Genomic DNA, 21,267 nt, shown 5'->3' on the forward strand with positions numbered 1-21,267 from the left:
GGTGGTCAGTCGGCCCGCGCCCGCTTCTTCAGCAGCGATTTCAGGTCGAACCGATCGAGCAGCCCGCGCCGGGCGGGGCTGCCCGCCCCACCGCCTTCGGCCGAGGCGCAGAGACGCTGCGTCAATTCGATCAGCGGTGCGATAGTGCGCGACGTGCGGCCCAGTTCTGCGATGGGCTTGCCGACCTTGGCGGCCTGGACGACCAGCTTGGGGTCATAGGGGATGACGAAATCCAGCGCGCGCTCGATCGAACCCTCGAAATCGCTCTGGCTGATCTCGCTCTGCGCGGGCGGCTGTACCCTGTTGGCGACGGTCAGAACCGTCACCTGGGGCGCATGCGCCTTGGCCCAGGCAAGGAGGCGGATCGTGTCGCGTGCGGCGGCCAGGGTCAGATCGGTGACCAGCACGATGGTCTGGGCCGATCCCACCAGCATCGGCTGCTGGATCATAAGGCCGCGCGGCAGGTCGACGATGGTCGTCTCGAAATTGAGGCGCATCTCGTCCTGCAACTGGGCGAAAGCGAGGCCATCGGTCAGGACGGGCGCGTTGATCGGCGCTTCGGCCGACAGAATCGCCAGCTTCTCGGACGCCTTGACCATGGCGCGTTCGAGGAACAGCCCGTCGATGCGGCTGGGATTGTCGATCGCATCGACCAGCCCGCGCCCCGGCTCGAGGTCGAGCGCCAGCGCGGCGGTGCCGAAATGCACGTCGAGGTCGAGCAGCGCGGTCGTCCGCTCCAGCCGTTCGGCCATCAGCCAGCCGAGCGAGGTCGCGATGGTCGAGGCCCCGACGCCGCCGCGCACGCCGACGACCGCGACGGTGCAAGGCGCCTTTTCCGGTGCGGTGTCGAGGGGGCGGGGGGCATGGGCCATGGCGCGCGCCTGGCCGATCGTATCGCGCAACTGGTCGGGATTGAGCGGCTTCAGCAGATAATCGTGCAGCCCGCTCGTCACCAGCGATCGGTACAGGCGCACATCGTTGACTGGGCCGATCGCGATCACGATCGTGCCGGGCTCACAGACCTCCGCCAGGTTGTTGATCTCGCTGGCGGGATCGTCGGTTTCGGTCAGGTCGACGAGCAGGATCAGCGGGCTGGCCGATACCGACAGCGACTGGATCGCCCCGGACAGGCCGCCCTTCATGACCTTGTCGACCGACCAGCCCTGTTCGGCGACCAGCGGACGGATCGCCTCGGCCGTCCATTCGTCGCTGACGAAGGCGAGGAAGGGGGCGCGGACGGTCAGCATGCCGGGTTTCCAGGGGGCGTTCACTGCATGGCTCCCGCACCGGGTGCCGGGGCACCTGCGCCGCCGGTCTGGATCGTATTGGGATCGCGCAGCACGGTGCCGCCGTTTCCGGTCGGCGGCGCGTTGCGCAGCGCCTTGACCGCGCGGGTTGCGGTCGCGGGATCGCTGGTCGCCGTACCGCCGACGCCCTGGACCAGATCGGTCGGATTGGCGACCATCGCGGCCAGGTTGCGATTGATCGCGCAACCATGGTTGGACGAGGTCCGACCGTCCACATCGGGCACGGTATCGCTGCGCAGATCGGGACATCCCGGCACGGTCGCATAAGCGCGCGTCACGACCACGCGAATGGTCGCGGGCGCCACCGGACGACGCGCGATCGGCGAAGCCTGACCGAGCACCAGGCCATAGCGGCCGACGATGTTCGCCACCTCGCGATACGCGGCGGGGCCGTCGCCCGCCGGGTCCTCGACGGCAACACGGTCGCCATAGCCCAAATGCAGGTTGCGCGCCCAGCCGTCGAGCCGCCGGTCCTCATCCGCCGCCAGCCGGTCGCCGGACAACGCGAGGTCGAGCACATAGTCGGTCTGCGACACGACCGGCTGATGGACCGACTCCATCCCCGGCTGACTGCCGCTCATGCAGCCGCCGGTCATCAGCAAGAGGCCGAGCGGCGCGAGAAGCGAGGAAGGACGCATGGGGCGCATTATCCTTGGGCAGGCGGTCATTCGGAAAAGCCCGGCATCGGCACATTCTTGCGGACGGGCAGCGCGGCGGCGGCGGGGGGCGTGGTCGCCGCTCCGGCGGCCATCGGGCGGCCCTGCACCGGGGGGGCCATGGTCGGCACGGGGCGCGGCTCCGGGCCGCCGCTGCCCATCCGGCCCAGCAGCACGCGTTCGGCGTCGTTGGGCGAGCGCATCCCGTCGGTCGGCAACGCGATGTCCGAGGGCGAGTTGACCGGCTTCACCAGATAGGGGGTGATGATGATGACCAGCTCGGTCTCGTTGCGCTTGAAGGCGTTCGATCGGAACAGCGAGCCGATCAGCGGCAGGTCGCCCAGCCACGGCGTCTTCTCGATCGAATTGTCGCGCGAGCTGGACAGCAGGCCGCCGATCATCATGCTCTGGCCCGAACCCAGCTCCAGCGTGGTTTCGGCCCGCCGGGTGGTCAGCGCAGGGATCGAGGTGCCGCTGATCGTGACCGCGCCTAGCGACGACAGCTGCGACACCTCCGGCCGGACGCGCAGCGAGATGCGGCCGTCGGACAGGACCGTGGGCGTGTAGGACAGGCTGACGCCATATTGCTTATATTCGACCGACACCGCGCCGAAGCCGGTTGACAGCGGAATGGGAATCTCGCCACCCGCCAGGAAGGTCGCGGTTTCGCCCGACAATGCGGTCAGATTGGGATTGGCCAGCGTCGATACCTGGCCCAGCGTTTCGCCCAGATCGATCGCACCCAGCAGGTCCATGCCCAGCACGCGCCCGCCGAGGCCCAGCGTCGTCCGCTGCGAACCGGGGTTGAACGTATACCGCGTGCCGGTCACCGCCCCGGCGGCATCGGTGACGTCGGCGATGGTCCCCGCATTACGCCCCGATGCGACGCCGAACACGAAGCCGCTGGAATTGGAATCGCGGTTCAGCAGGTTGACGCCGATCTGCTTTACGAAGCTGCGGTTCACCTCGGCGATGCGGACCTGAAGATTGACCTGGAGCGGGGTCGCGGTCTTCAACCGGCTGATGATCTTGCTGTCCTTGCCGACATAGGCCTGGACCAGCCGTTCGGCCTCGGCGGCATCGTCGGGCGAGGCGATGGTGCCGGTCAGCAGGATCAACCCGTTCATCGGCGTGGCGGTGATCTGCGCCTCGGGCATGGCCAGCTTCAGCATCCGCCCGATCGAATCGGTATTGTTGCCCACCCGGACGGTCGCGGCATAGACGACCGCCCCGCCGCGCGCGGTGGCGGACACCGTCGTCTCGCCGGGCTTCTTGCCATAGATATAGAGCTGGGTCGGCGAGCGGACCTGCACGTCGGCGATGCTGTCATCGGCGACGAACAGGTCGGTCATCGGCCGGGGCAGGGTAATCAGCCGCGCCCGCCCGGTATTGATCTCCAAGGCGCCCGAACCGTCGCGCGCCGGGGCATCGCCGCCCGGCCCTGTCGGGGCCGAGCGCGCGGGGGCGGGGGCAAGCAGAAGCGGTGCCAGCACCAGCACGAAGGCCGAGGTGCGAGGCACGCGCGAAAGCATCGATCGTAGCGGCATCATCAGTTTCCACCCCCCATGGGCATGGCGCTGGGCGCGGAGGCGGCGGAACCGCTGCCGCTGCCCCGCGCGACCCGGACGCCCGCATTGTCGGGCAGGCCGCGCATCGCGCGGGCGGCGGTGGCGATCCCGGTGGTCATGGCGCCGGAGGTCGGGACGGCCGATCCATCCGCCATGGTTCCATCCGCCATCGCGATCGTCCCGTGGCTGGGCACCGAGCCGCTCTGGCGACCGGGTACGGTGCGCCGCTGATAGCGCGACACGTCGGCGCCGGTGACATAGGAGGCATGGTCGACCATCGGCTGCGCATCGCCCTTGCCATTCGGGTCGGCGGGCCGCTCGGCCAGGGCGCGCAGCGACAGCGACAGGGTGCCGACCGTCTGCGCGACGGCGAGCTCTTCGGCCATTTTCGGCGTCGCCTCGACGGTGACGGTGGTGAAGGTGTGGACCGGCGTCTTGCCGTCCTCCGCCTGGTTGTCGGTGCGCTGGTCGGTCGCCAGCACGCGGATGTTACGCAGAATCGTCTCGGACACCTTGAGCGGAGGGCCGTCGCCGCCGCCCACGACATCCTGGGTCAGCACCATGTCGATCCGGTCGCCGGGAAAGACGAAGCCTGCCACCGCCGTCTGCGCCGACACCGGCACGGTCACCGCGCGCATGCCGGGCGTCAGCGCGGCGGCCAGGAAGCCGCGATCGCTGGGGCTGACGACCGCGCCCTGGGTCAGCGGCTGGCCCGCGGTGATCGCATAGCGCAGCACATTGCCCTGCAATTTGGCGATATCGGCCTGACCCTTCACATAATAGGCACCGGCCAGCATGTCCTTGGGCCAGGGCTGGAATTTCAGCGCGGTGGGATCGATGATCGTGCCGACCGGCAGAGTGCGCGTGGCCACCAGTATCTCGGTGCCCGGCGCAGGCGCGGTCACCGCCGTCACGGCCTGCGCGACGGGCACGCTGCTACCGGATGTGACGGTTCGGGCGAATAGGGCCGTGATCCCCGCAATCAGCAGGGCCCCGACCAGCAGTAACACTTTGCGACTGTCCATCCTGCGTTCTTCGGCCTTGGCCGAGCCCTTTGCCCGGTTCGATAGGGGCGGTTAAATAGTGGGAAAGGGGTTAAATAACGGTTCCTGAAGGATCATCAGCGCGGCGATCGCGATGGCGACGCCGTAGGGCACCTCGATCGCCGCCGCCGAATCGCCCTGCTTGCGCAGGCGCAGGCGGTGGTCGACCAGCATCGCGATCGTGACCGCGCCGCCCGCGATCGACATGACCAGCATCATGCGGAACAGCGATGGCAGCGGCAGCCACAGCGCGATGGCCGCGATCATCTTCACGTCGCCGCCGCCCATCATGCCGATGCGGAAGGCCTGGGCGAACAACAGGAACGCCGCCAGCGCGACGACGATCTGCACCGCCATGCCGGGCCACACCGCCAGCCCGCTGGTCCACCACCAGAGCGGAGCCAGCAGCGCGATGGCGATGTTCTTGGCGTCGGCGATCTCGCGGGTGCGTGCATCCTCGATCCCCGCCGACACCAGCAGCAGGATGAGCGCCCCCAGCAGCGCGATACGCATTATGGTCCATTCCATGGCATCAGGCCCTAGACGGCAGGGCTTTCAAAACCGTAACCGGGACATGGATGACCGATAGCCTGTCCCTTCGCCGCAGTTTCCCGGCCGCCGCCACGCTGTCACGCTGGCGCGCCCCCGACGGATGGGAGCATCGGCGCTTCGACTGGACGGCCGATGCGCCGCGCGGCCGTTTGCTGTTCCAGACCGGCCGCGCCGATGTGATCGAAAAATATCTGGAGGTTTTCGCCTATCTGGTCGCGCGGGGCTGGAGCGTGACCGCCTTCGACTGGCGCGGGCAGGGCGGGTCGGGGCGGCTGCTGGCCGATCGCCATGTCGGGCACGGCGGTGATTTCTCGATACTGGTCGCGGATCTGCAGGCGTTCTGGGCCGGGTGGCGTGCCGAGGATCTGGCGGGTGATCTGCCCCATGTCCTGCTGGGGCATTCGATGGGCGGGCATCTGGCCTTGCGCGCGGTGGTCGAGCGCGCGGTCGATCCGGATGCGCTGATCCTGGTCGCGCCGATGCTGGGCCTGCGCCTGCCGACGGGGGCACTGCTGGGGGCGGGGATCATCGGCCTGATGAACGCACTGGGCCGGGCCGAGCGCGGCATCTGGGAGGCAAAGGACGGGCCCGGCCATCACACCCGCCAGCGCAACCTGACCCATGATGTCGAGCGTTTCGAGGATGAAGGCTATTGGTATCGCCAGCAGCCCGAACTGGCGCTGGGACCGCCCAGTTGGGGGTGGCTGGCCTCTGCGATGCGATCGATTCGGGCGCTCGATCGCGATCCCCGGCTGGACCGGGTGAAACTGCCCAGCCTGATGCTGGTCGCCGAGGCGGATCGGCTGGTCGATCCGCGTGCGGCCCTGGCCATCGCCGCCCGGATCGGCGCGCGGGTCGAGCGCTTCGGACCCGAGGCGGCGCATGAACTGCTACGTGAAGTCGATCCGGTGCGGCTGCGCGCGCTGGCGGCGATCGATGGCTTTCTGGACGGTCTGACGACGTGATCCACGATGTCGCGATCGTGGGGGCCGGAATGGCCGGGGCAAGCCTTGCCGCCGCGATCGGCCCGCGCGCGCGCGTCCTGCTGCTCGAGGCGGAGGATATGCCCGGCCGCCATGCGACGGGGCGCTCGGCGGCCTTCTGGTCGGAAACCTATGGCGGCCCGGCGGTGCAGCCGCTGACCACGGCGTCGGGGGCCGCGCTGCGCGACGGGGGGTATCTGACCCCGCTCGGCTCGCTGCATGTCGGGCGCGCAGAGGATGACGCGCGGATCGAGCGACTGCTCGCCGATTTCGCCGGGAGCGGGGTGGAATTGTCCCGCGTCGACCCGGCGTCGCATATTCCCGGCCTTCGCCCCGAATGGGTCCACGGCGTCTGGGAGCCGAGCTGCGCCTATATCGACGTCGCCGCGCTCCATGCCGATTACCTGGCGGCGGCAAAGGCGGCGGGGGCGGAAATCAGGACGGACGCCGCCGTGACGGGCGCCGGTCGGCGCGACGGCGCCTGGCATCTGGAAACCCGCGCCGGGCTGTTCTTCGCCAGATTGGTGGTCGACGCGGCGGGTGCGTGGGCGGACGAGGTGGCGAAGCTAGCGGGCGTCGCGCCGATCGGCATCACCCCCTATCGCCGGACCATGGTGCAACTGCGCACCGACCCGCCCGCGCCTGAAGGACTTCCCCATGTCGTCGACATAGCGGGGAATTTCTATTTCAAGCCAGAGGCGGGCGGGCGGCTCTGGCTGACCCCGCATGACGAAAGCCCGAGCGCGGCGTGCGACATCGCGCCGGAGGAATGGGACGTGGCGGTCGCCATCGACCGGCTGGAGAAGGTCGTCGACTGGCGCGTCGAAGCGGTGGAGCGCCGTTGGGCGGGTCTGCGCAGCTTCGCTCCCGATCGCGCGCCGGTGTACGGATTCGATCATAAGACGCCGGGCTTCTTCTGGTGCGCCGGGCAGGGCGGCTTCGGCATCCAGACCGCCCCCGCCGCATCGGCGATGGCGGCGGCGCTATTGCTGGGCGAGGGGGATGTGCCCGAAGGGCTGGACGCCGAACGCTATGGCGCGGGGCGATTTCCTGCTATGCGTTGATCGCTTCTTTTCAGGAGAGATCACCATGGCGCACAGCTTTGCGATCGAGAAGAACAAGGCGGGCGAGTATGTCGCCAAATTCCGCTACAACAGCGAACTCATCTGGTGGACCGAGGGCTATGCCAGCAAGGCCGGTGCCCGCAACGCGATCGAGTCGGTCCTGAAGAACGGCCCGAACGCGCCGATCCATGAACCGGAATAAGGCGGGTCAGCGCAGCGGGCGGGCCATTTGCGTCGTGATCCGAGTGCCAGTCGGATCGGGGGTGAAGGTGATCGGCACCTCGACATTCTGACCACAGGCCGCGACGATCCAGCTTTCGTGCCATGCCTTATCGGCGGTCGCGACTAAACCGTCATAACGAGTATGACGGACATGCGGCGTCACGCAATTCGGCGCGACCGCTTTGGCTGCCAGCCATGCATAGCGTAATGCGTCGCGTTGCAACGTCGGATCGGCATGGGTGTCACCCGGCAAAGCGACAATGCTGGTGATCTTCTCGTCCGGCTGGCCCCGGAAGAAAATATTGATGGTCGTGTCGTTGTCGCATCCACGGACGGGAAAGCTCTGTTTCCAGGCGCCCGCTACCGGATAGCCATCCGGCGCGAAACGAACCGGAGCGAGCACGGTGACGGTCGATCCTGCGGAAATCAGCGTGGGACAGCGTTGGAACACATCGGCGGGCAGGGCGGCGAACAGGCGTTGAATGTTGCCCTGATAGCCGGACGACCGGACCAGAGCCTGTAGCTGACCCGGTGGTTGTGTACTCGTGCCGTCGCCAAACATACCGACGCCAAAGACGGTCGCAATGGCGGCGGCGATCAACAAGACACGTCCCCTTATTCTCTGTCATGGGGACGTAGCGCAGGCCGCATGACAGTCGGATGGACCCGACTGCCAATTTTCGTCATCCGGGCAAGAGGTCGCTACTTTCGAAACGTCTCCGCCGCGTCGCTCGCCAGCTTGTCGGCGCGTTCATTGTCCGGGTGGCCCGCATGGCCCTTGACCCATTTCCATTCGATCTGGTGGCGCTCGGCGGCGGCGAGCAGCGCCTGCCAGAGCTCGGCGTTCTTGACCGGCTTCTTGTCCGCGGTGCGCCAGCCATTGCGCTTCCAGCCGTGAATCCACTTGGTCAGGCCGTCCATCACATAGCGGCTGTCGGTCGACAGCGTGACGGCGCAGGGGCGCTTGAGGGCGTTCAGCGCCTCGATCGCGGCCATCAGCTCCATGCGGTTGTTGGTCGTCAGCGCCTCGCCGCCGGACAATTCCTTTTCGTGTGCGCCCGATCGGATCAGCGCGCCCCAGCCGCCGGGGCCGGGATTGCCCTTGCACGCGCCATCGGTAGCGATCTCGACCGGGGTCACAGGCCCGCCTTTCCGTCGCGATACGCGATATAGCGCCGCCAATAGGCCAGCGGGTCCTTGCGCGTCACCAGCGCGTCGGCGGGCGTGTTCAGCCAGTCCCATGCCCGCGACAGGGCAAAGCGCAGGCACGCGCCCATCGCCAGCCGCGCAAACGCCGCGCGCTCGGTCTCGGACAGCGGGAAGTGGCGCGCATATCCCTCGACCAGCGCCGCGCCAATCTCGGGCGCATAGGCAGTACCGCTGGCATCGAAGCTCCAGGCGGAGTGCATGACGGCGAGATCGGAGATGCGGTAGTCGGTGCAGGCGAAGTAGAAGTCGATCAGCCCGGTGACCTTGTCGCTCAGCACCAGCACATTGTCGGGGAACAGGTCGGCATGGATGACGCAGGTGTCGAGCGCCTGATCTTCCCAACCGTCCAGCACTGAGTCCAGCGCCTCACCCATCGCGTCGTGCAGGCCCGGCTCGATCCGGTCGAGATCGCGGCCGCATTGCGCGAACAGCGGCCGCCAGCTGGCATGGCCCATCGAATTGGCGCGGCTCTGCGGGAAGTCCTGCACCGCCCGGTGCATCGCGCCCATCGCATCCGCCGCCGCCAGCGCCTGGGCCGGGGTGGGGTGCGACAGCGACACGCCGGTCAGGAACTGGATCAGGCAGGCGGGGCGACCCGCCAGTTCCTGAATCTCGACGCCCTGCCGGTCCTTGATCGCGGGCGGCACGGGCAGGCCTTTGGCCGCCAGGTGGTCGAGCAGCGCGAGGAAGAAGGGCAGGTCGCCCGCCGCCACGCGCTTTTCGTACAGGGTCAGTATGAAGCGCGCGGTCGTGGTGTCGACCAGATAATTGCTGTTCTCGACGCCCTCGGCGATCCCCTTGGCGGAGATCAACTCGCCCACGTCATAGCGTGCCAGAAACGCCGACAGCGCCTCGGCCGAAACCTGCGTATAGACGGCCATGGATCAGGCGGCCGCTTCCAGCCCGCGCGGCAGCTTGAAGGCGATGGTCTCGCGCGTGGTCTCTTCCTCACGCTCGGTGACGGTGAAGCGTTCCGACAGGCGATCGACCAGTTCGCGGACCAGCAGCTCGGGGGCGGAGGCACCGGCGGTCAGGCCCAGCGTCTTGACGTCGTCCAGGAACGCCCAGTCGAGTTCGGCGGCGCGCTGGATCAGCCTCGCGCGCTTGCCCGCCCGCTCGGCCACTTCGACCAGCCGCAGCGAGTTGGAGGAGTTGGGCGCGCCGATCACCAGCACCGCGTCGCACTCGGCCGCGATCGCCTTGACGGCGGCCTGGCGGTTCGACGTGGCGTAGCAGATATCCTCGCCGCGCGGCGCCTGGATCGTCGGGAAGCGCCGCTGCAACGCCTCGATCGTCGCCGCGGTGTCGTCGACCGACAAGGTGGTCTGGGTCAGGAAGGCGAGGTTGTCGGGATCGGCCGGGGTGAAGGCCTCGACATCGGCGACCGTCTCGACCAGCGACATTGATTCTTGCGGCACCTGCCCGAAGGTGCCGATGACTTCCGGGTGTCCGGCATGGCCGATGAAGACGATGTGACGGCCCATCTCGACCAGCCGCTCGGCCTGGCGATGCACCTTGGAGACGAGCGGGCAGGTGGCGTCGAAATATTCGAGGCCCCGGCTTTCGGCATCGGCGGGTACCGACTTGGGCACGCCGTGCGCGGAGAACACGACATGCGCATTCTCGGGCACCTCGTCCAGTTCCTCGACGAAGATCGCCCCCTTGGCCTTCAGGCTGTCGACCACGAACTTGTTGTGGACGATCTCGTGCCGGACATAGACCGGCGCGCCATGTTTCTCGATCGCGAGTTCGACGATGCGGATGGCGCGGTCGACGCCTGCGCAAAAGCCGCGCGGGGCGGCGATCAACAGGTCGAGCGGCGGCTTCGGGGCGTCGGTCAGGGATGCGGTCATGGATGCGGCTCTACGCCATTGCTTGCGCGCGTCCAAGCCGGTTCCTATGCTGGCGACCAAACCGGCATCCTGCTTCGGCATCCAGAATAGGCGTTTCGACCTGTGAAAGCATCGTTTCTCGCTCCCGTTGCCCTTGCGCTCATTCTGGGGGGCTGCGCCCGCACGGGTGAAATCGACGCCTCGGGCGGCATCACCGCCGTCCGCTCGGCATGCCCGGTGGTCGGCGTCGCGGCGGGGACCGGCGACATCACGCTGTTCAAGACCCCGGGTGCCACGGATGAGCGGTCGATCGACCTGATCGCCAACATGACCAATGTCCGCGGCAATTGCGCCGACGCGGGAGCCGACATCGTGACGACGGTCAGCTTCGAGGTCGAGGCGCGGCGTACCGACACCGCGGCGGCACGCGACGTGGTGCTGCCCTATTATATCGCGATCGTGCGCGGCGGGACCAACGTGGTCGCCAAGCGGGTCGGCCGCGTGAACGTACATTTTGACGCGGGCCAGGCGCGTGGCCAGGTGGCGGGGGAGGCGTCCACCACCATTTCGCGTGCGGCGGCGACGCTGCCCGACGATGTCCGCGAAAAGCTGACCCGCCGTCGCAAGGCCGGGGACGAGGATGCGGCGGTCGATCCGCTGACCAACCCCGAGGTGCGCCAGGCCGTGGCGAGCGCCAGCTTCGAGGCGCTGGTCGGGTTCCAGCTGACCGATGCGCAGCTGCGGTACAACGCGACCCGATAATTTCGCGGGGGCAACTGTGATGCTCATGAGAGAGCGATAGGCTGTCGCTTTCGGATCATGGCGTTGAGGATGACGAGGAGTTGGCGTGCGACGGCGATAAGGATGGTCTTTGGCGCCTTGCCTTTGGCTCGCATCCTGTCGCGCATAGCGGTGAGGACGGGGATGCGCCGTGAGGCATTGAGGGCGGCGATGTAGAGGGCTTCGCGGACCTTGCGCCGCCCGCCCCAAATGCGCCTGGCGCCGCGCCATGTGCCACTTTCGCGGGCGTGGGGAGCGAGGCCGGCGAGCGAGGCGATCTTTCGACGGCACAGCGTGCCGAGTTCGGGAAGTTCACCGAGCAGGGTTGCCAGGACGGTGGGCCCGATGCCGGGAACAGCCGTCAGCAGCTGGGCCTGTTCGGACAGGGCCCGATCCTGGGCGATGAAGCCTGCGATCTGGCGGTCGAGCTGGGCGATCTGCTGGCTGAGCAGGTCGATCATGGCTTCGATGGCTTGTGCGATTTCGGGTTGGCCTGCGCTGTGGCGATGCAGCTTTTCGGCTTTGCGCATGTCGACCAACTGTCTGCGGCGACGCAGGAAATCGGCCAGGCGTGAACGGGCAGGGCTGAGCGGGATGGTAGCGGGCAGGTTCAGCGCTGCGCCCATCTGCGCGAGCACGCGGGCATCGACGCGGTCAGTCTTGGCCAGCGTGCCGGTGGCTCTGGCGAACTCGCGGGCCTGACGCGGATTGACGCGCGAGAAGGGATGGCCGCGTGTCGCCAGCGCGGCGATCAGGTCACCGTCGCAACCACTGGTCGCCTCGAAGACAAGGCGGATGTCGTGGTCGAGCGTGTCGAGCCAGACGGCGATGGCATCCGGTGTATTGGCGATCCGCCCGATCCGGCCCGATGGCAGCTCGCAGATGTCGATGACGGCACGCGAAAGGTCGCAGCCGATAACGGCTTGTGGCATGGTATAGGCTCCTGTCCATGTCGTGCGGGATCAGCAGTCCCAAGCAACTGTTCAGGGTTGTGACCAACGCGGAAGGGACCCTTGCTCCCTATCGGGCTCCAGACCCTCGGGGGGGACGGGCTCCCTTCCGCAACATCTTCATACCACCGTCGCATCAGACAGGGGGGGGGGGCGCCCCTCCACCACGCCCTGCGGGCGCGGTCCCCCTCCCCAAGCACAACTTGGGGAGGAATGAATGTCGCGTGCAAATCCTCCCCATCTCTGATGGGGAGGGGCACCGCTCGCGAAGCGAGTGGTGGAGGGGCATCTCCCCACCGATCCGACAATCCACAACATTGATCGCACGCGCCGCCGTTCCCGATTGACTTCGGCAAACCCGCCCGGCAGAGGGCGCGGCGTCGATGTCGGACATGTCCGACATAGGCGCGCGCGGGAGAGCGCCGGGTTCATCTTTCAGGTGACGAAAACCCGGCCGCCGAAGGAGCAACCACCCCGGAATCTCTCAGGCAAATGGGACCGCGCGATCGCCATCGACACTCTGGAAAGCGCGCCTCGGCCTCGGGCTGTCGCGCCACCGAAGGGGTAAGCCGGAATTTCCGGCGAAAGCTCTCAGGTTCCGTGACAGAGGGGGATCGGATCGGGTAAGGACATTTGCGTCCCCAGCCGACACCCTTTGACGGAGACCGGCCCCGTGACTGATACCGCAGACCTGAACGTAGAAGACGCCCCCGAGGGTCAGGACATCATCCAGACGCTGCCGCTGGACGCATGGCATCGTGCGCGCGGCGGGCGGATGGTCCCCTTCGCCGGGTACGAGATGCCGGTCCAGTATGAAGGCATCATGGCCGAGCATCTCTGGACCCGCGAGTCGGCGGGCCTGTTCGACGTCAGCCATATGGGCCAGGTGGTCTTCACCGGTGAGAATGGTCTTGGTCCCGTCATCACCGCGCTGGAAAAGGTCCTGCCGGGCGACATCGCCGGCCTTGGCGATCGGAAGAACCGCTACTCGCTGCTGCTGAACGAAGAGGGCGGCATCCTCGACGACCTGATGGTGACGAAGCGCACCCTCGATGGCGCGGAAGAACTCTACATGGTCGTCAACGGTGCGACCAAGTATGACGACATTGCCTATCTGCTCGACTTCATCCCCGACGATGCGACGCTGAACCTGCTCGACGAGCAGGCGCTGCTGGCGCTCCAGGGGCCGAAGGCGGTCGATGCGCTGGCGCGGATCGTGCCGGGCGTCGAGGCTTTGGTGTTCATGACCGCCGCCGACTTCACCTGGAACGACGTGCCGCTGTGGATCAGCCGTTCGGGCTATACCGGCGAGGACGGTTACGAGATTTCGATCCCGGCCGAGCATGCCGCCGCTTTTGCCGACCTGCTCTGCGAGCAGGCCGAGGTGAAGCCGATCGGCCTGGGCGCGCGCGACTCGCTGCGTCTGGAGGCGGGGCTGCCGCTCTACGGTCATGACCTCGACCCCGAGACGACGCCGGTGATGGCCGATCTCGGCTTCGCGCTCGCCAAGAAGCGCCGCGAGGCGGCCGACTTCCTGGGTGCCGAGCGTATCCTCGCCGAGCGTGAGAATGGCCCGGCCGTCAAGCGCGTAGGCCTGACCGTCGCGGGCCGCCAGCCGGTGCGCGAGGGCGCGTCGGTGGTCGCCGAGGATGGTTCGGTCATCGGTCGCGTGACCAGCGGCGGTTTCGCCCCCTCGATGGGTGCGCCGATCGCCATGGCCTATGTGCCGACCGAGCTGGCTGCCCCCGGCACCACCGTCAAACTGCTTCAGCGCGGCAAGACCCATGACGCCACCGTCACGGCCATGCCGTTCGTCCCCCATCGTTACGTTCGTTCAGGAGCCAAGTGACCATGAGCCGCTATTTCACCGAAGATCATGAGTGGATCGACGTCGACGGTGATGTCGGCACGGTCGGCATCTCCGATTATGCGCAGGGCGCGCTGGGCGACATCGTGTTCGTCGACGTTCCTGAGGAAGGTCGCGAGCTGTCCAAGGGCGACGAGGCCGCGGTGGTCGAGTCGGTCAAGGCCGCGTCGGACGTGTACGCGCCCGTGTCGGGCACCGTGGTCGAGGGCAATGCCCAGCTGGCCGACGAGCCCGCGCTGGTCAACAGCGACCCCGAGGGCGAGGGTTGGTTCTTCAAGATCACGCTGTCGGATGCCTCGGAGCTGGACGCCCTGATGGACGAAGCCGCCTACGCCGCGTTCGTCGCGAAACTCTAACCGACTTTCTCCCCTCCCGCAGGCGGGAGGGGCTGGGGGAGGGGACTCGCTCTCCCCCGATCATCAGGCTTGTTGAAGCCGACTGCCCTCCCCCGACCCCTCCCGCCTGCGGGAGGGGAGAAGAAGGGAAGGGCGATGACCCCTCGATCCGCGAGGTTTTCGGGGTGAGGGGCGGAGAAATGGAACGCATGCGCTACCTGCCCCTTACCTCTTCCGATCGTGCCGAGATGCTCTCGGTCATCGGCGCGGGATCGGTCGACGATCTGTTCGTCGACGTCCCCGAATCCGCCCGTCTGTCCGGCCCTATCGAGGGGCTGCCCAACCACGCCTCCGAACTGGCGGTCGAGCGGCACATGACCGCGCTGGCCCGCAAGAACACGGTCGCGGGCGACGTGCCCTTCTTCCTGGGCTGCGGCGCCTATCGCCATCATGTGCCCGCCAGCGTCGATCACATGATCCAGCGCGGCGAGTTCTTGACCGCCTATACGCCCTATCAGCCGGAAATCGCGCAGGGCACGTTGCAGATGCTGTTCGAGTTCCAGACGCAGGTCGCGCGTCTGCTCGGCACCGATGTCGCCAACGCCTCCATGTATGACGGCTCGACCGCCTGCTGGGAAGCGATCGGCATGGCGCGGCGCATCACCAAGAAGTCGAAGGCGATCCTGTCCTCGGGCCTGCACCCGCATTATGTCTCGGTCGCCAAGACCATGGCGAAGTATACCGGCGACACGCTGGAAACCGGCACGCCGGTCCTGACCGCCGAGACCGATCTCGACCAGATGATCGCGGCGATCGATGGCGACACCTCCTGCGTCGTCGTCCAGTATCCGGACATTCTCGGACGCATCGCCGACCTGACCCCGCTGGCCGAGGCGTGCCATGCCAAGAAGGCGCTGCTGATCGCCGTCGTGACCGAGCCGGTCGCGCTGGGTGCGATCCGCTCGCCGGGCGAGATGGACGCCGACATCGTCGTCGGCGAAGGCCAGTCGCTGGGCGTCGGGCTTCAGTTCGGCGGGCCTTATGTCGGCCTGATGGGCTGCAAGGATAAGTATATCCGCCAGATGCCCGGCCGCTTCTGTGGCGAGACGGTGGACGCGGACGGCAAGCGCGGCTTCGTGCTGACGCTGTCGACCCGCGAGCAGCATATCCGCCGCGAAAAGGCGACGTCGAACATCTGCACCAATTCGGGTCTGTGTGCGCTCGCCTTCTCGATCCACATGACGCTGCTGGGCGAGGCGGGTCTGCGCCGGATGGCGGGGATCAACCACGCCAATGCCTGCCGCGCGGCGGATCGTCTGGCCAAGGTGCCCGGCGTGAAACTGGTCAACGACGTGTTCTTCAACGAGTTTACGCTGGACCTGGGCCGCGAAGCGCGTCCGATCGTACGGACGCTCGCCGAGCGCGGCGTGCTGGCGGGCGTGTCGCTCGGGCGGCTCTATCCGGGCGAGGACGCGCTCGCGAACGGACTGGTGGTGGCGGTCACCGAGACGGTGACGGCGGAGGATATCGAGACGCTTGCCAAGGCGCTCGAGGAGGTGCTGGCATGACGATCAACCAGAGCGGCTGGAAGCCCACGAGCCCCGAAGTCAAGGACGGCGAGGTCGCAGGCACCTTCACCGGCAACCGCGCGCTGATGCTCGAGGAAAAGCTGATCTTCGAGATCGGCGATGACAAGACGACCGGCGTCGACTTTGCCGAGGGCGATGTCGCGGGTTCGCGTCTGGGCGACCTGAGCCGCAAGGACCCGATCGGCCTGCCGGGCCTGTCGGAGCCGGAGACGGTGCGTCACTATACCCGTCTGTCGCGCCAGAATTACGCGATCGACCTGGGCCTGTTCCCGCTCGGCTCGTGCACGATGAAGCACAATCCGCGCCTGAACGAGAAGATGGCCCGCCTGCCGGGGTTCAGCGACGTTCACCCGCTCGCCCCCGTCGACACGGTGCAGGGCGCGCTGGAGGTCATTCACCAGCTGGCGCACTGGCTGGTCACGCTGACCGGCATGACCTCGGTCGCGATGAGCCCCAAGGCGGGCGCGCATGGCGAGCTGTGCGGCATCCTCGCGATCAAGGCGGCGCTGGAGAAGCGCGGCGAGGGCCATCGTAAAGTCATCCTGGTGCCGGAATCGGCGCACGGGACCAACCCGGCGACGGCGGCCTTCGCGGGCTTCTCGGTTGAAGATATCCCCGCGACCGCCGACGGTCGTGTCGATACCGCGGCGCTGAAGGCGCGGCTGGGGCCGGACGTGGCGGGCGTGATGATTACGAACCCGAACACCTGCGGCCTGTTCGAACGCGACCTGAAGGATATTTCCGACGCGGTCCATGCAGCGGGCGGATACGTTTATTGCGACGGCGCGAACTTCAACGCCATCGTCGGGCGCGTGCGTCCGGGCGATCTGGGCGTCGATGCGATGCACATCAACCTGCACAAGACCTTCTCGACCCCGCATGGCGGCGGCGGGCCGGGTTCGGGGCCGGTGGTGTTTTCCGAGGCGCTGACGCCCTTCGCGCCTTTGCCCTTCGTCGAGAAGACGGGCGAGGGCTTCCGTCTGGTCGAGGAAGAGAATGCCGACGACCATCATGCTGACAGCTTCGGCCGCATGGTCGCCTTCCACGGCCAGATGGGCATGTTCACCCGCGCGCTGACCTATATCCTCAGCCACGGTGCGGACGGCCTGCGCCAGGTCGCCGAGGATGCGGTGCTCAACGCCAACTACGTCCTGCGCAGCCTCGAAAACACGCTCGATGCGCCCTTCGCCAAGAGCGGCCCGTGCATGCACGAAGCCATCTTCTCGGACGAGGGCCTGGCCGAGGGCTTCTCGACGATCGACGTCGCCAAGGCGCTGATCGACGAGGGTTTCCACCCGATGACCATGTACTTCCCGCTGGTCGTCCACGGCGCGATGCTGGTCGAGCCGACCGAGACCGAGTCAAAGGCGGCGCTCGATCAGTTCATCGGCGCGCTGGCGTCGGTGGCGGAGCGTGCCAAGGCGGGCGACGCCTCGCTCAAGACCGCGCCGCACTTTGCGCCGCGCGCCCGCCTCGACGAAACGCTCGCCGCGCGCAAGCCCGTGCTGGTGTGGAAGGACAAGGCCGCCTGATCTTACAGCCGTCCTCACCCTTCCCACTCACCTGCGGTGAGCGGGCCCCTTCCCTCTCCCGATGGGAGAGGGAGGGAGGCGCGAAGCGCCGGAAGGGTGAGGGTCGTTTGCCGTCAAAGCGCGGTGAACAGGCAGATCCCACCCAATATCACCCCCGGCGCATTGGCGAAGACGATCGGCCAGTCCCGCTTCTCGCGTAAAAACCCGTACGCTACCCAGAGCGCGCAATTCACCATCGTCGCCAGCGGCTGGATGACCGAGCCTTTCTGTCCCGCCAGATTGAACCGGATCTGGTCGATATAGGACAGGTACATCATCACTGCCGTTGCGGTCGCGATCCAGCCGAGTAGCATCAGTTTCCGTTCGCTCACGGTGTCGAAATCTCCTCAAATGTCTGTGAAATCGATTGAAGTGCCTTGTGCCGAGGCGCAAGCGACGCGGGATGGTCCGAGCCTGGGAAGGGGCGAAGATGCACTTTGACGAGGATGACGCCGCGACGCTGGTGACGATCCTGCGCTGGCGGCGGGATGTCCGGCATTTCCGTACCGATCCGGTCGACGAAGCTATACTCGCCCGGCTGTCGGAGGCGATGGCGCTGGCCCCCTCGGTCGGCAATGCGCGGCCGTGGCGGGTGCTCCGCGTCGAGGACCCCACGCTGCGCGCCGCCGTCCGGGCGGATTTCGAGCGGTGCGACCGGGCGGCGGCGGCGGGCTATGACGATGCGCAGGCCGCCGCTTACCGGGCGCTGAAGCTCGCCGGGCTGGACGCCGCGCCGGTGCAGCTGGCGGTCTTCACTCATATCGATCCGGTCGCGGGCCACGGCCTGGGCCGCCGCACCATGCCCGAGACGCTGCGCCAGTCGACCGCGATGGCGATCCATACGCTGTGGCTGGCGGCGCGGGCGGCCAATCTGGGGCTGGGGATGGTGTCGATCCTCGACCCCGCTGCCATGGAGCGGCTGTTCGCGGTGCCCGACGACTGGGCCTTCACCGCCTATCTGTGCCTGGGCCATGCCGAGTGGGACGACGACACGCCGCTGCTCCACCGCGCCGGGTGGCAGGAAAATGCGCCTACGCGGTGGGAGGTGCGCTGACAAATTTCCTCCCCTTACAGCGGAGGAATATTCAATCCTCCGCTGTTGCCGAGATCGTCTGCCGCTTGCCCAGTCTCTGCTCGCGCCACACGATGAACAATCCGCTCGCGATGATGAGCGGCGCGCCGGCCCAAGTGGTCGAGGCGGGCAGGACCCCGAACATCGCCCAACCATAGACCGTCGCCCAGATCAGCCCGGTGTAGTCCATCGGCACGACGGCGGTGACGGGCGCCAGCCGTGACGCGGCCGTCAGCGCCAGCTGGGCCAGCCCTCCGACCACGCCGATCGATGCCAGCACCGCCCAGATGAAGGCGCTATGTCCCTGAACGTGAAAGGCATAGGGAACGGCGATGAAGGGCAGGGTCAGGACGGTGAAGTAAAAGACGGTCGTGCCCGCCGGTTCGTCACGCAACTGGCGCAGCACGATCGCGACGATGGCGACGAACATCGCCGCCATCAACCCTACAAAGGCCCCGAACAGCGACATGTCGTTGGCGCCCGGCCTCACGACGATCAGGACCCCGACAAAGCCCAACAGGACCGCGCTCCACCGCTGGAGTCCCGTCCGCTCACCCAGCACCAGCGCGCCGAGCAGGGTGGCGAAGATCGGCACGGTAAACTGGAACGTCGTCGCCTCCGCCAGCGGCAGCAGGATCACCGCGCCGAAGGTAAAGACCATGCCGACCAGTCCGATCATCGCCCGTGTCGCATGGCCCTTCAACCGCGTCGTGCGCAGCGCCCGCAACCCGCCGGGTCCGGCCATGACAAAGGCCAGCACGACGGGCAGGGCACAGAACTGGCGAAAGAACATGGTTTCGGACAGCGTCGCCCCGTGCGACTCCGCCAGCTTGATGAGCGCCGACATGGTCGACAGAAAGAAGATGGCGATCAGGCGCAGGCCGATGCCTTTGAGCACGCGGTCGCCGGTCATGCGGCCGCTCCTAACGATTGCGGCGGTGCAGCGAAACCCCGAACGCACGGCCCCTTGGCGAAACCGGGTCTTTGCCGCTATCGGGCTGGCATGAAGCACGCTCTGTCCGTCACCCGCGACGCGGATTTCTCCGCCTGGTATCAGTCCGTCATCGCCGAGGGCGATCTGGCCGAGGAATCGGGCGTCCGCGGCTGCATGGTCATCCGCCCCTGGGGCTATGGCATCTGGGAGCGTATCCAGCGCCTGCTCGACGATCGCATCAAGGCGACGGGGCATGAGAATTGCTATTTCCCGCTCTTCATCCCGCTCAGCTATTTCGAGAAGGAAGCCGAGCATGTCGATGGCTTCGCCAAGGAAATGGCGGTCGTCACGCACCACCGGCTGATCGCGGACGGCAAGGGCGGGCTGGTCCCCGATCCCGAGGCGAAGCTGGAAGAGCCGCTGGTCGTGCGCCCGACCTCGGAGACGGTGATCGGCACCGCCTTTGCCCGCTGGGTCCAGTCGTGGCGCGACCTGCCGGTGCTCATCAACCAGTGGGCGAACGTCGTCCGCTGGGAAATGCGCACCCGCATGTTCCTGCGCACCGCCGAATTCCTGTGGCAGGAGGGGCATACCGCGCACGCCACGGTCGACGAGGCGCGGGCCGAGACGCTCCAGATGCTGGAGGTCTATCGGACGTTCGCCGAGGATTGCCTGGGCGTCCATGTGATCGCAGGCGAGAAGCCCGAGAATGAGCGATTCCCCGGCGCGGTCGCGACCTATTCGATCGAGGCGATGATGCAGGACGGCAAGGCGCTTCAGACAGCGACCAGCCACTTCCTGGGCGACAATTTCGCCAAGGCGCAGAATATCCGCTTCCAGAATGCCGAGGGCGGGCTCGACTTCGCCCAGACGACCAGCTGGGGCATGACCACGCGCACGATCGGCGCGATGATTATGGTCCACGGCGACGATGACGGCATGCGCGTGCCGCCCAAGGTCGCGCCGTGGCAGGTGGTGATCGTGCCGATGCTGCGCGATCAGCCCGAGGACGAGGCGCTGCTGGCCTATTGCCGCGACCTGCAGAAGGAACTGGCCGCGGGGTCTGCCTTGGGCGAGCCGATCCGCGCAATGGTCGATGCGCGTGCGCAAAAGGCCGCCAACAAGCGCTGGGGCTGGGTCAAGAAGGGCGCGCCGGTCATCATTGAGGTCGGCGGCCGCGACATGGCGGGCGGCAACGTCTCGGTCATCCGTCGCGATCGTCTGTACCGCGAGGACGGCAAGCTCGACTCGGTCGTGAGCCCGCGCGGCGATTTCGTGAGCGGTGTCGCCGACCTGCTGGCCGACATCCAGGGCGAACTCCATCGCCAGTCGGCTGAGCGGTTGAAGGCACAGATTTCTCCGGTCGATGACTGGGCGAGCGTCGAGGCGCATTTCGCGGACGGCGTGAAGAATCCCGGCTGGGTCGACGTCCGCTGGGCCAAGCCCACGGGGGCGGAACTGGAACAGGTGGTCGAGAAGCTGAAGGGCCTGAAGCTGACCATCCGCAACGCGCCGATGGGCCAGACCGGGTGCGATGACGGCCTTTGCATCTTCACCGGCCGTGAGGCGGTGGAGCGTGTGCTGATCGGCCGGGCGTATTGATGCAAACGCCCCCTCCCGCAGGCGGGAGGGGATATCCATCGCACTCCCCCTCCCGCAGGCGGGAGGGGGCTGGGGGGAGGGCTCGGAGTCTCACCGAGACCATCGCTTGCGGCGTTTCCCTCCCCCGGCCC

General features: G+C 67.3%; 22 protein-coding genes and 1 riboswitch. Of the genes, 10 read left to right on the forward strand and 12 right to left on the reverse strand.

Annotated elements, in window-relative coordinates; genetic code table 11:
- Nucleotides 1-5: 5 nt before the first annotated feature.
- From AC1GI4_RS15075 to AC1GI4_RS15095, 5 genes are read right to left on the reverse strand one after another with little or no spacing between them, the layout of a single operon-like run.
- Nucleotides 6-1,271: a CpaE/TadZ family protein gene (locus tag AC1GI4_RS15075; RefSeq protein WP_479630038.1), complete on the reverse strand. Its 1,266-nt coding sequence runs from the start codon at nt 1,269-1,271 to the stop codon at nt 6-8.
- Complete coding sequence (locus tag AC1GI4_RS15080; RefSeq protein ID WP_479630039.1) at nt 1,268-1,945, reverse strand: CpaD family pilus assembly lipoprotein; 678 nt, start codon at nt 1,943-1,945, stop codon at nt 1,268-1,270. The genes AC1GI4_RS15075 and AC1GI4_RS15080 overlap by 4 nt, the downstream gene beginning before the upstream one ends.
- Before the next feature lie 26 nt (nt 1,946-1,971).
- On the reverse strand, nt 1,972-3,510 hold the full coding sequence (locus AC1GI4_RS15085) for a type II and III secretion system protein family protein (protein ID WP_479630430.1): 1,539 nt from the start codon (nt 3,508-3,510) through the stop codon (nt 1,972-1,974).
- 2 nt (nt 3,511-3,512) lie between these two features.
- The gene (gene cpaB, locus AC1GI4_RS15090; RefSeq protein WP_479630040.1) at nt 3,513-4,556 is read right to left on the reverse strand and encodes a Flp pilus assembly protein CpaB; all 1,044 of its coding nucleotides are present in this window, start codon (nt 4,554-4,556) and stop codon (nt 3,513-3,515) included.
- 51 nt (nt 4,557-4,607) lie between these two features.
- Complete coding sequence (locus AC1GI4_RS15095; RefSeq protein ID WP_479630041.1) at nt 4,608-5,102, reverse strand: A24 family peptidase; 495 nt, start codon at nt 5,100-5,102, stop codon at nt 4,608-4,610.
- Nucleotides 5,103-5,152: 50 nt separating this feature from the next.
- Here AC1GI4_RS15095 and AC1GI4_RS15100 point away from each other — a divergent pair, with 50 nt between their 5' ends.
- From AC1GI4_RS15100 to AC1GI4_RS15110, 3 genes are read left to right on the forward strand one after another with little or no spacing between them, the layout of a single operon-like run.
- The gene (locus tag AC1GI4_RS15100) at nt 5,153-6,091 is read left to right on the forward strand and encodes an alpha/beta fold hydrolase (protein WP_479630042.1); all 939 of its coding nucleotides are present in this window, start codon (nt 5,153-5,155) and stop codon (nt 6,089-6,091) included.
- Nucleotides 6,088-7,173 carry an NAD(P)/FAD-dependent oxidoreductase gene (locus tag AC1GI4_RS15105; protein WP_479630043.1) on the forward strand — a complete coding sequence of 362 codons (1,086 nt, stop codon included), beginning with the start codon at nt 6,088-6,090 and terminating at the stop codon, nt 7,171-7,173. Before AC1GI4_RS15100 ends, AC1GI4_RS15105 begins: the two co-directional genes overlap by 4 nt.
- Nucleotides 7,174-7,198: 25 nt before the next feature.
- Nucleotides 7,199-7,375, forward strand: coding sequence for a YegP family protein (locus AC1GI4_RS15110; protein WP_076718339.1), 177 nt, complete (start codon nt 7,199-7,201; stop codon nt 7,373-7,375).
- Between the two features lie 6 nt (nt 7,376-7,381).
- Here AC1GI4_RS15110 and AC1GI4_RS15115 read toward each other — a convergent pair whose 3' ends face one another.
- From AC1GI4_RS15115 to ispH, 4 genes are all read right to left on the reverse strand, one after another.
- Complete coding sequence (locus tag AC1GI4_RS15115; protein WP_479630044.1) at nt 7,382-7,999, reverse strand: hypothetical protein; 618 nt, start codon at nt 7,997-7,999, stop codon at nt 7,382-7,384.
- Between the two features lie 98 nt (nt 8,000-8,097).
- Nucleotides 8,098-8,535, reverse strand: a complete 438-nt coding sequence (rnhA, locus tag AC1GI4_RS15120) for a ribonuclease HI (RefSeq protein WP_294202730.1) — start codon at nt 8,533-8,535, stop codon at nt 8,098-8,100.
- On the reverse strand, nt 8,532-9,485 hold the full coding sequence (thrB, locus tag AC1GI4_RS15125; RefSeq protein WP_479630045.1) for a homoserine kinase: 954 nt from the start codon (nt 9,483-9,485) through the stop codon (nt 8,532-8,534). Before thrB ends, rnhA begins: the two co-directional genes overlap by 4 nt.
- Before the next feature lie 3 nt (nt 9,486-9,488).
- The gene (gene ispH, locus AC1GI4_RS15130; RefSeq protein WP_479630046.1) at nt 9,489-10,457 is read right to left on the reverse strand and encodes a 4-hydroxy-3-methylbut-2-enyl diphosphate reductase; all 969 of its coding nucleotides are present in this window, start codon (nt 10,455-10,457) and stop codon (nt 9,489-9,491) included.
- 102 nt (nt 10,458-10,559) lie between these two features.
- Between ispH and AC1GI4_RS15135 the strand changes: the two genes are divergently transcribed.
- On the forward strand, nt 10,560-11,198 hold the full coding sequence (locus AC1GI4_RS15135) for a hypothetical protein (RefSeq protein WP_479630047.1): 639 nt from the start codon (nt 10,560-10,562) through the stop codon (nt 11,196-11,198).
- Nucleotides 11,199-11,221: 23 nt separating this feature from the next.
- Here the strand turns inward: AC1GI4_RS15135 and AC1GI4_RS15140 are convergent, their stop codons facing one another.
- Nucleotides 11,222-12,148, reverse strand: a complete 927-nt coding sequence (locus AC1GI4_RS15140; protein WP_479628293.1) for an IS110 family transposase — start codon at nt 12,146-12,148, stop codon at nt 11,222-11,224.
- Between the two features lie 420 nt (nt 12,149-12,568).
- A riboswitch (glycine riboswitch) is annotated at nt 12,569-12,677 on the forward strand.
- Between the two features lie 162 nt (nt 12,678-12,839).
- Between AC1GI4_RS15140 and gcvT the strand changes: the two genes are divergently transcribed.
- The 4 genes from gcvT to gcvPB all read left to right on the forward strand — a co-directional run bounded on the left by gcvT (nt 12,840) and on the right by gcvPB (nt 17,489).
- Entirely contained in the window at nt 12,840-14,015 is a 1,176-nt protein-coding gene (gene gcvT / locus AC1GI4_RS15145; RefSeq protein ID WP_479630048.1) for a glycine cleavage system aminomethyltransferase GcvT, read from the forward strand.
- Nucleotides 14,016-14,017: 2 nt separating this feature from the next.
- On the forward strand, nt 14,018-14,389 hold the full coding sequence (gcvH, locus tag AC1GI4_RS15150) for a glycine cleavage system protein GcvH (RefSeq protein WP_056434420.1): 372 nt from the start codon (nt 14,018-14,020) through the stop codon (nt 14,387-14,389).
- Nucleotides 14,390-14,577: 188 nt separating this feature from the next.
- Nucleotides 14,578-15,936 carry an aminomethyl-transferring glycine dehydrogenase subunit GcvPA gene (gene gcvPA / locus AC1GI4_RS15155; protein WP_433911183.1) on the forward strand — a complete coding sequence of 453 codons (1,359 nt, stop codon included), beginning with the start codon at nt 14,578-14,580 and terminating at the stop codon, nt 15,934-15,936.
- A complete protein-coding gene (gene gcvPB / locus AC1GI4_RS15160; protein ID WP_479630049.1) occupies nt 15,933-17,489 on the forward strand; it encodes an aminomethyl-transferring glycine dehydrogenase subunit GcvPB in 1,557 nt (518 codons plus the stop codon). The genes gcvPA and gcvPB overlap by 4 nt, the downstream gene beginning before the upstream one ends.
- 113 nt (nt 17,490-17,602) lie before the next feature.
- Here the strand turns inward: gcvPB and AC1GI4_RS15165 are convergent, their stop codons facing one another.
- Nucleotides 17,603-17,860, reverse strand: coding sequence for a SemiSWEET family transporter (locus AC1GI4_RS15165; RefSeq protein WP_433911181.1), 258 nt, complete (start codon nt 17,858-17,860; stop codon nt 17,603-17,605).
- A 71-nt stretch (nt 17,861-17,931) separates the two neighbouring features.
- Here AC1GI4_RS15165 and bluB point away from each other — a divergent pair, with 71 nt between their 5' ends.
- Nucleotides 17,932-18,582, forward strand: a complete 651-nt coding sequence (bluB, locus tag AC1GI4_RS15170; RefSeq protein ID WP_479630050.1) for a 5,6-dimethylbenzimidazole synthase — start codon at nt 17,932-17,934, stop codon at nt 18,580-18,582.
- A 31-nt stretch (nt 18,583-18,613) separates the two neighbouring features.
- On the opposite strand, the gene AC1GI4_RS15175 is transcribed toward bluB, so the two are convergent.
- The gene (locus tag AC1GI4_RS15175; protein ID WP_479630051.1) at nt 18,614-19,513 is read right to left on the reverse strand and encodes a DMT family transporter; all 900 of its coding nucleotides are present in this window, start codon (nt 19,511-19,513) and stop codon (nt 18,614-18,616) included.
- 90 nt (nt 19,514-19,603) lie between these two features.
- On the opposite strand from AC1GI4_RS15175, the gene proS reads away from it, so the two are divergent.
- Nucleotides 19,604-21,136: a proline--tRNA ligase gene (gene proS / locus AC1GI4_RS15180; RefSeq protein ID WP_479630052.1), complete on the forward strand. Its 1,533-nt coding sequence runs from the start codon at nt 19,604-19,606 to the stop codon at nt 21,134-21,136.
- The last annotated feature ends 131 nt before the right edge of the window (nt 21,137-21,267 follow it).

This window comes from Sphingomonas sp. 77B, assembly GCF_056497825.1.

Coding starts and splice junctions, on each gene's coding strand:
- AC1GI4_RS15080 (WP_479630039.1), bottom strand. CDS start 1,945: ATGCGTCCTTCCTCGCTTCTCGCGCCGCTCGGCCTCTTGCTGATGACC.
- AC1GI4_RS15085 (WP_479630430.1), bottom strand. CDS start 3,510: ATGCCGCTACGATCGATGCTTTCGCGCGTGCCTCGCACCTCGGCCTTC.
- cpaB (WP_479630040.1), bottom strand. CDS start 4,556: ATGGACAGTCGCAAAGTGTTACTGCTGGTCGGGGCCCTGCTGATTGCG.
- AC1GI4_RS15095 (WP_479630041.1), bottom strand. CDS start 5,102: ATGGAATGGACCATAATGCGTATCGCGCTGCTGGGGGCGCTCATCCTG.
- AC1GI4_RS15100 (WP_479630042.1), top strand. CDS start 5,153: ATGACCGATAGCCTGTCCCTTCGCCGCAGTTTCCCGGCCGCCGCCACG.
- AC1GI4_RS15110 (WP_076718339.1), top strand. CDS start 7,199: ATGGCGCACAGCTTTGCGATCGAGAAGAACAAGGCGGGCGAGTATGTC.
- thrB (WP_479630045.1), bottom strand. CDS start 9,485: ATGGCCGTCTATACGCAGGTTTCGGCCGAGGCGCTGTCGGCGTTTCTG.
- ispH (WP_479630046.1), bottom strand. CDS start 10,457: ATGACCGCATCCCTGACCGACGCCCCGAAGCCGCCGCTCGACCTGTTG.
- AC1GI4_RS15140 (WP_479628293.1), bottom strand. CDS start 12,148: ATGCCACAAGCCGTTATCGGCTGCGACCTTTCGCGTGCCGTCATCGAC.
- gcvH (WP_056434420.1), top strand. CDS start 14,018: ATGAGCCGCTATTTCACCGAAGATCATGAGTGGATCGACGTCGACGGT.
- gcvPA (WP_433911183.1), top strand. CDS start 14,578: ATGCGCTACCTGCCCCTTACCTCTTCCGATCGTGCCGAGATGCTCTCG.
- gcvPB (WP_479630049.1), top strand. CDS start 15,933: ATGACGATCAACCAGAGCGGCTGGAAGCCCACGAGCCCCGAAGTCAAG.
- bluB (WP_479630050.1), top strand. CDS start 17,932: ATGGTCCGAGCCTGGGAAGGGGCGAAGATGCACTTTGACGAGGATGAC.
- AC1GI4_RS15175 (WP_479630051.1), bottom strand. CDS start 19,513: ATGACCGGCGACCGCGTGCTCAAAGGCATCGGCCTGCGCCTGATCGCC.
- proS (WP_479630052.1), top strand. CDS start 19,604: ATGAAGCACGCTCTGTCCGTCACCCGCGACGCGGATTTCTCCGCCTGG.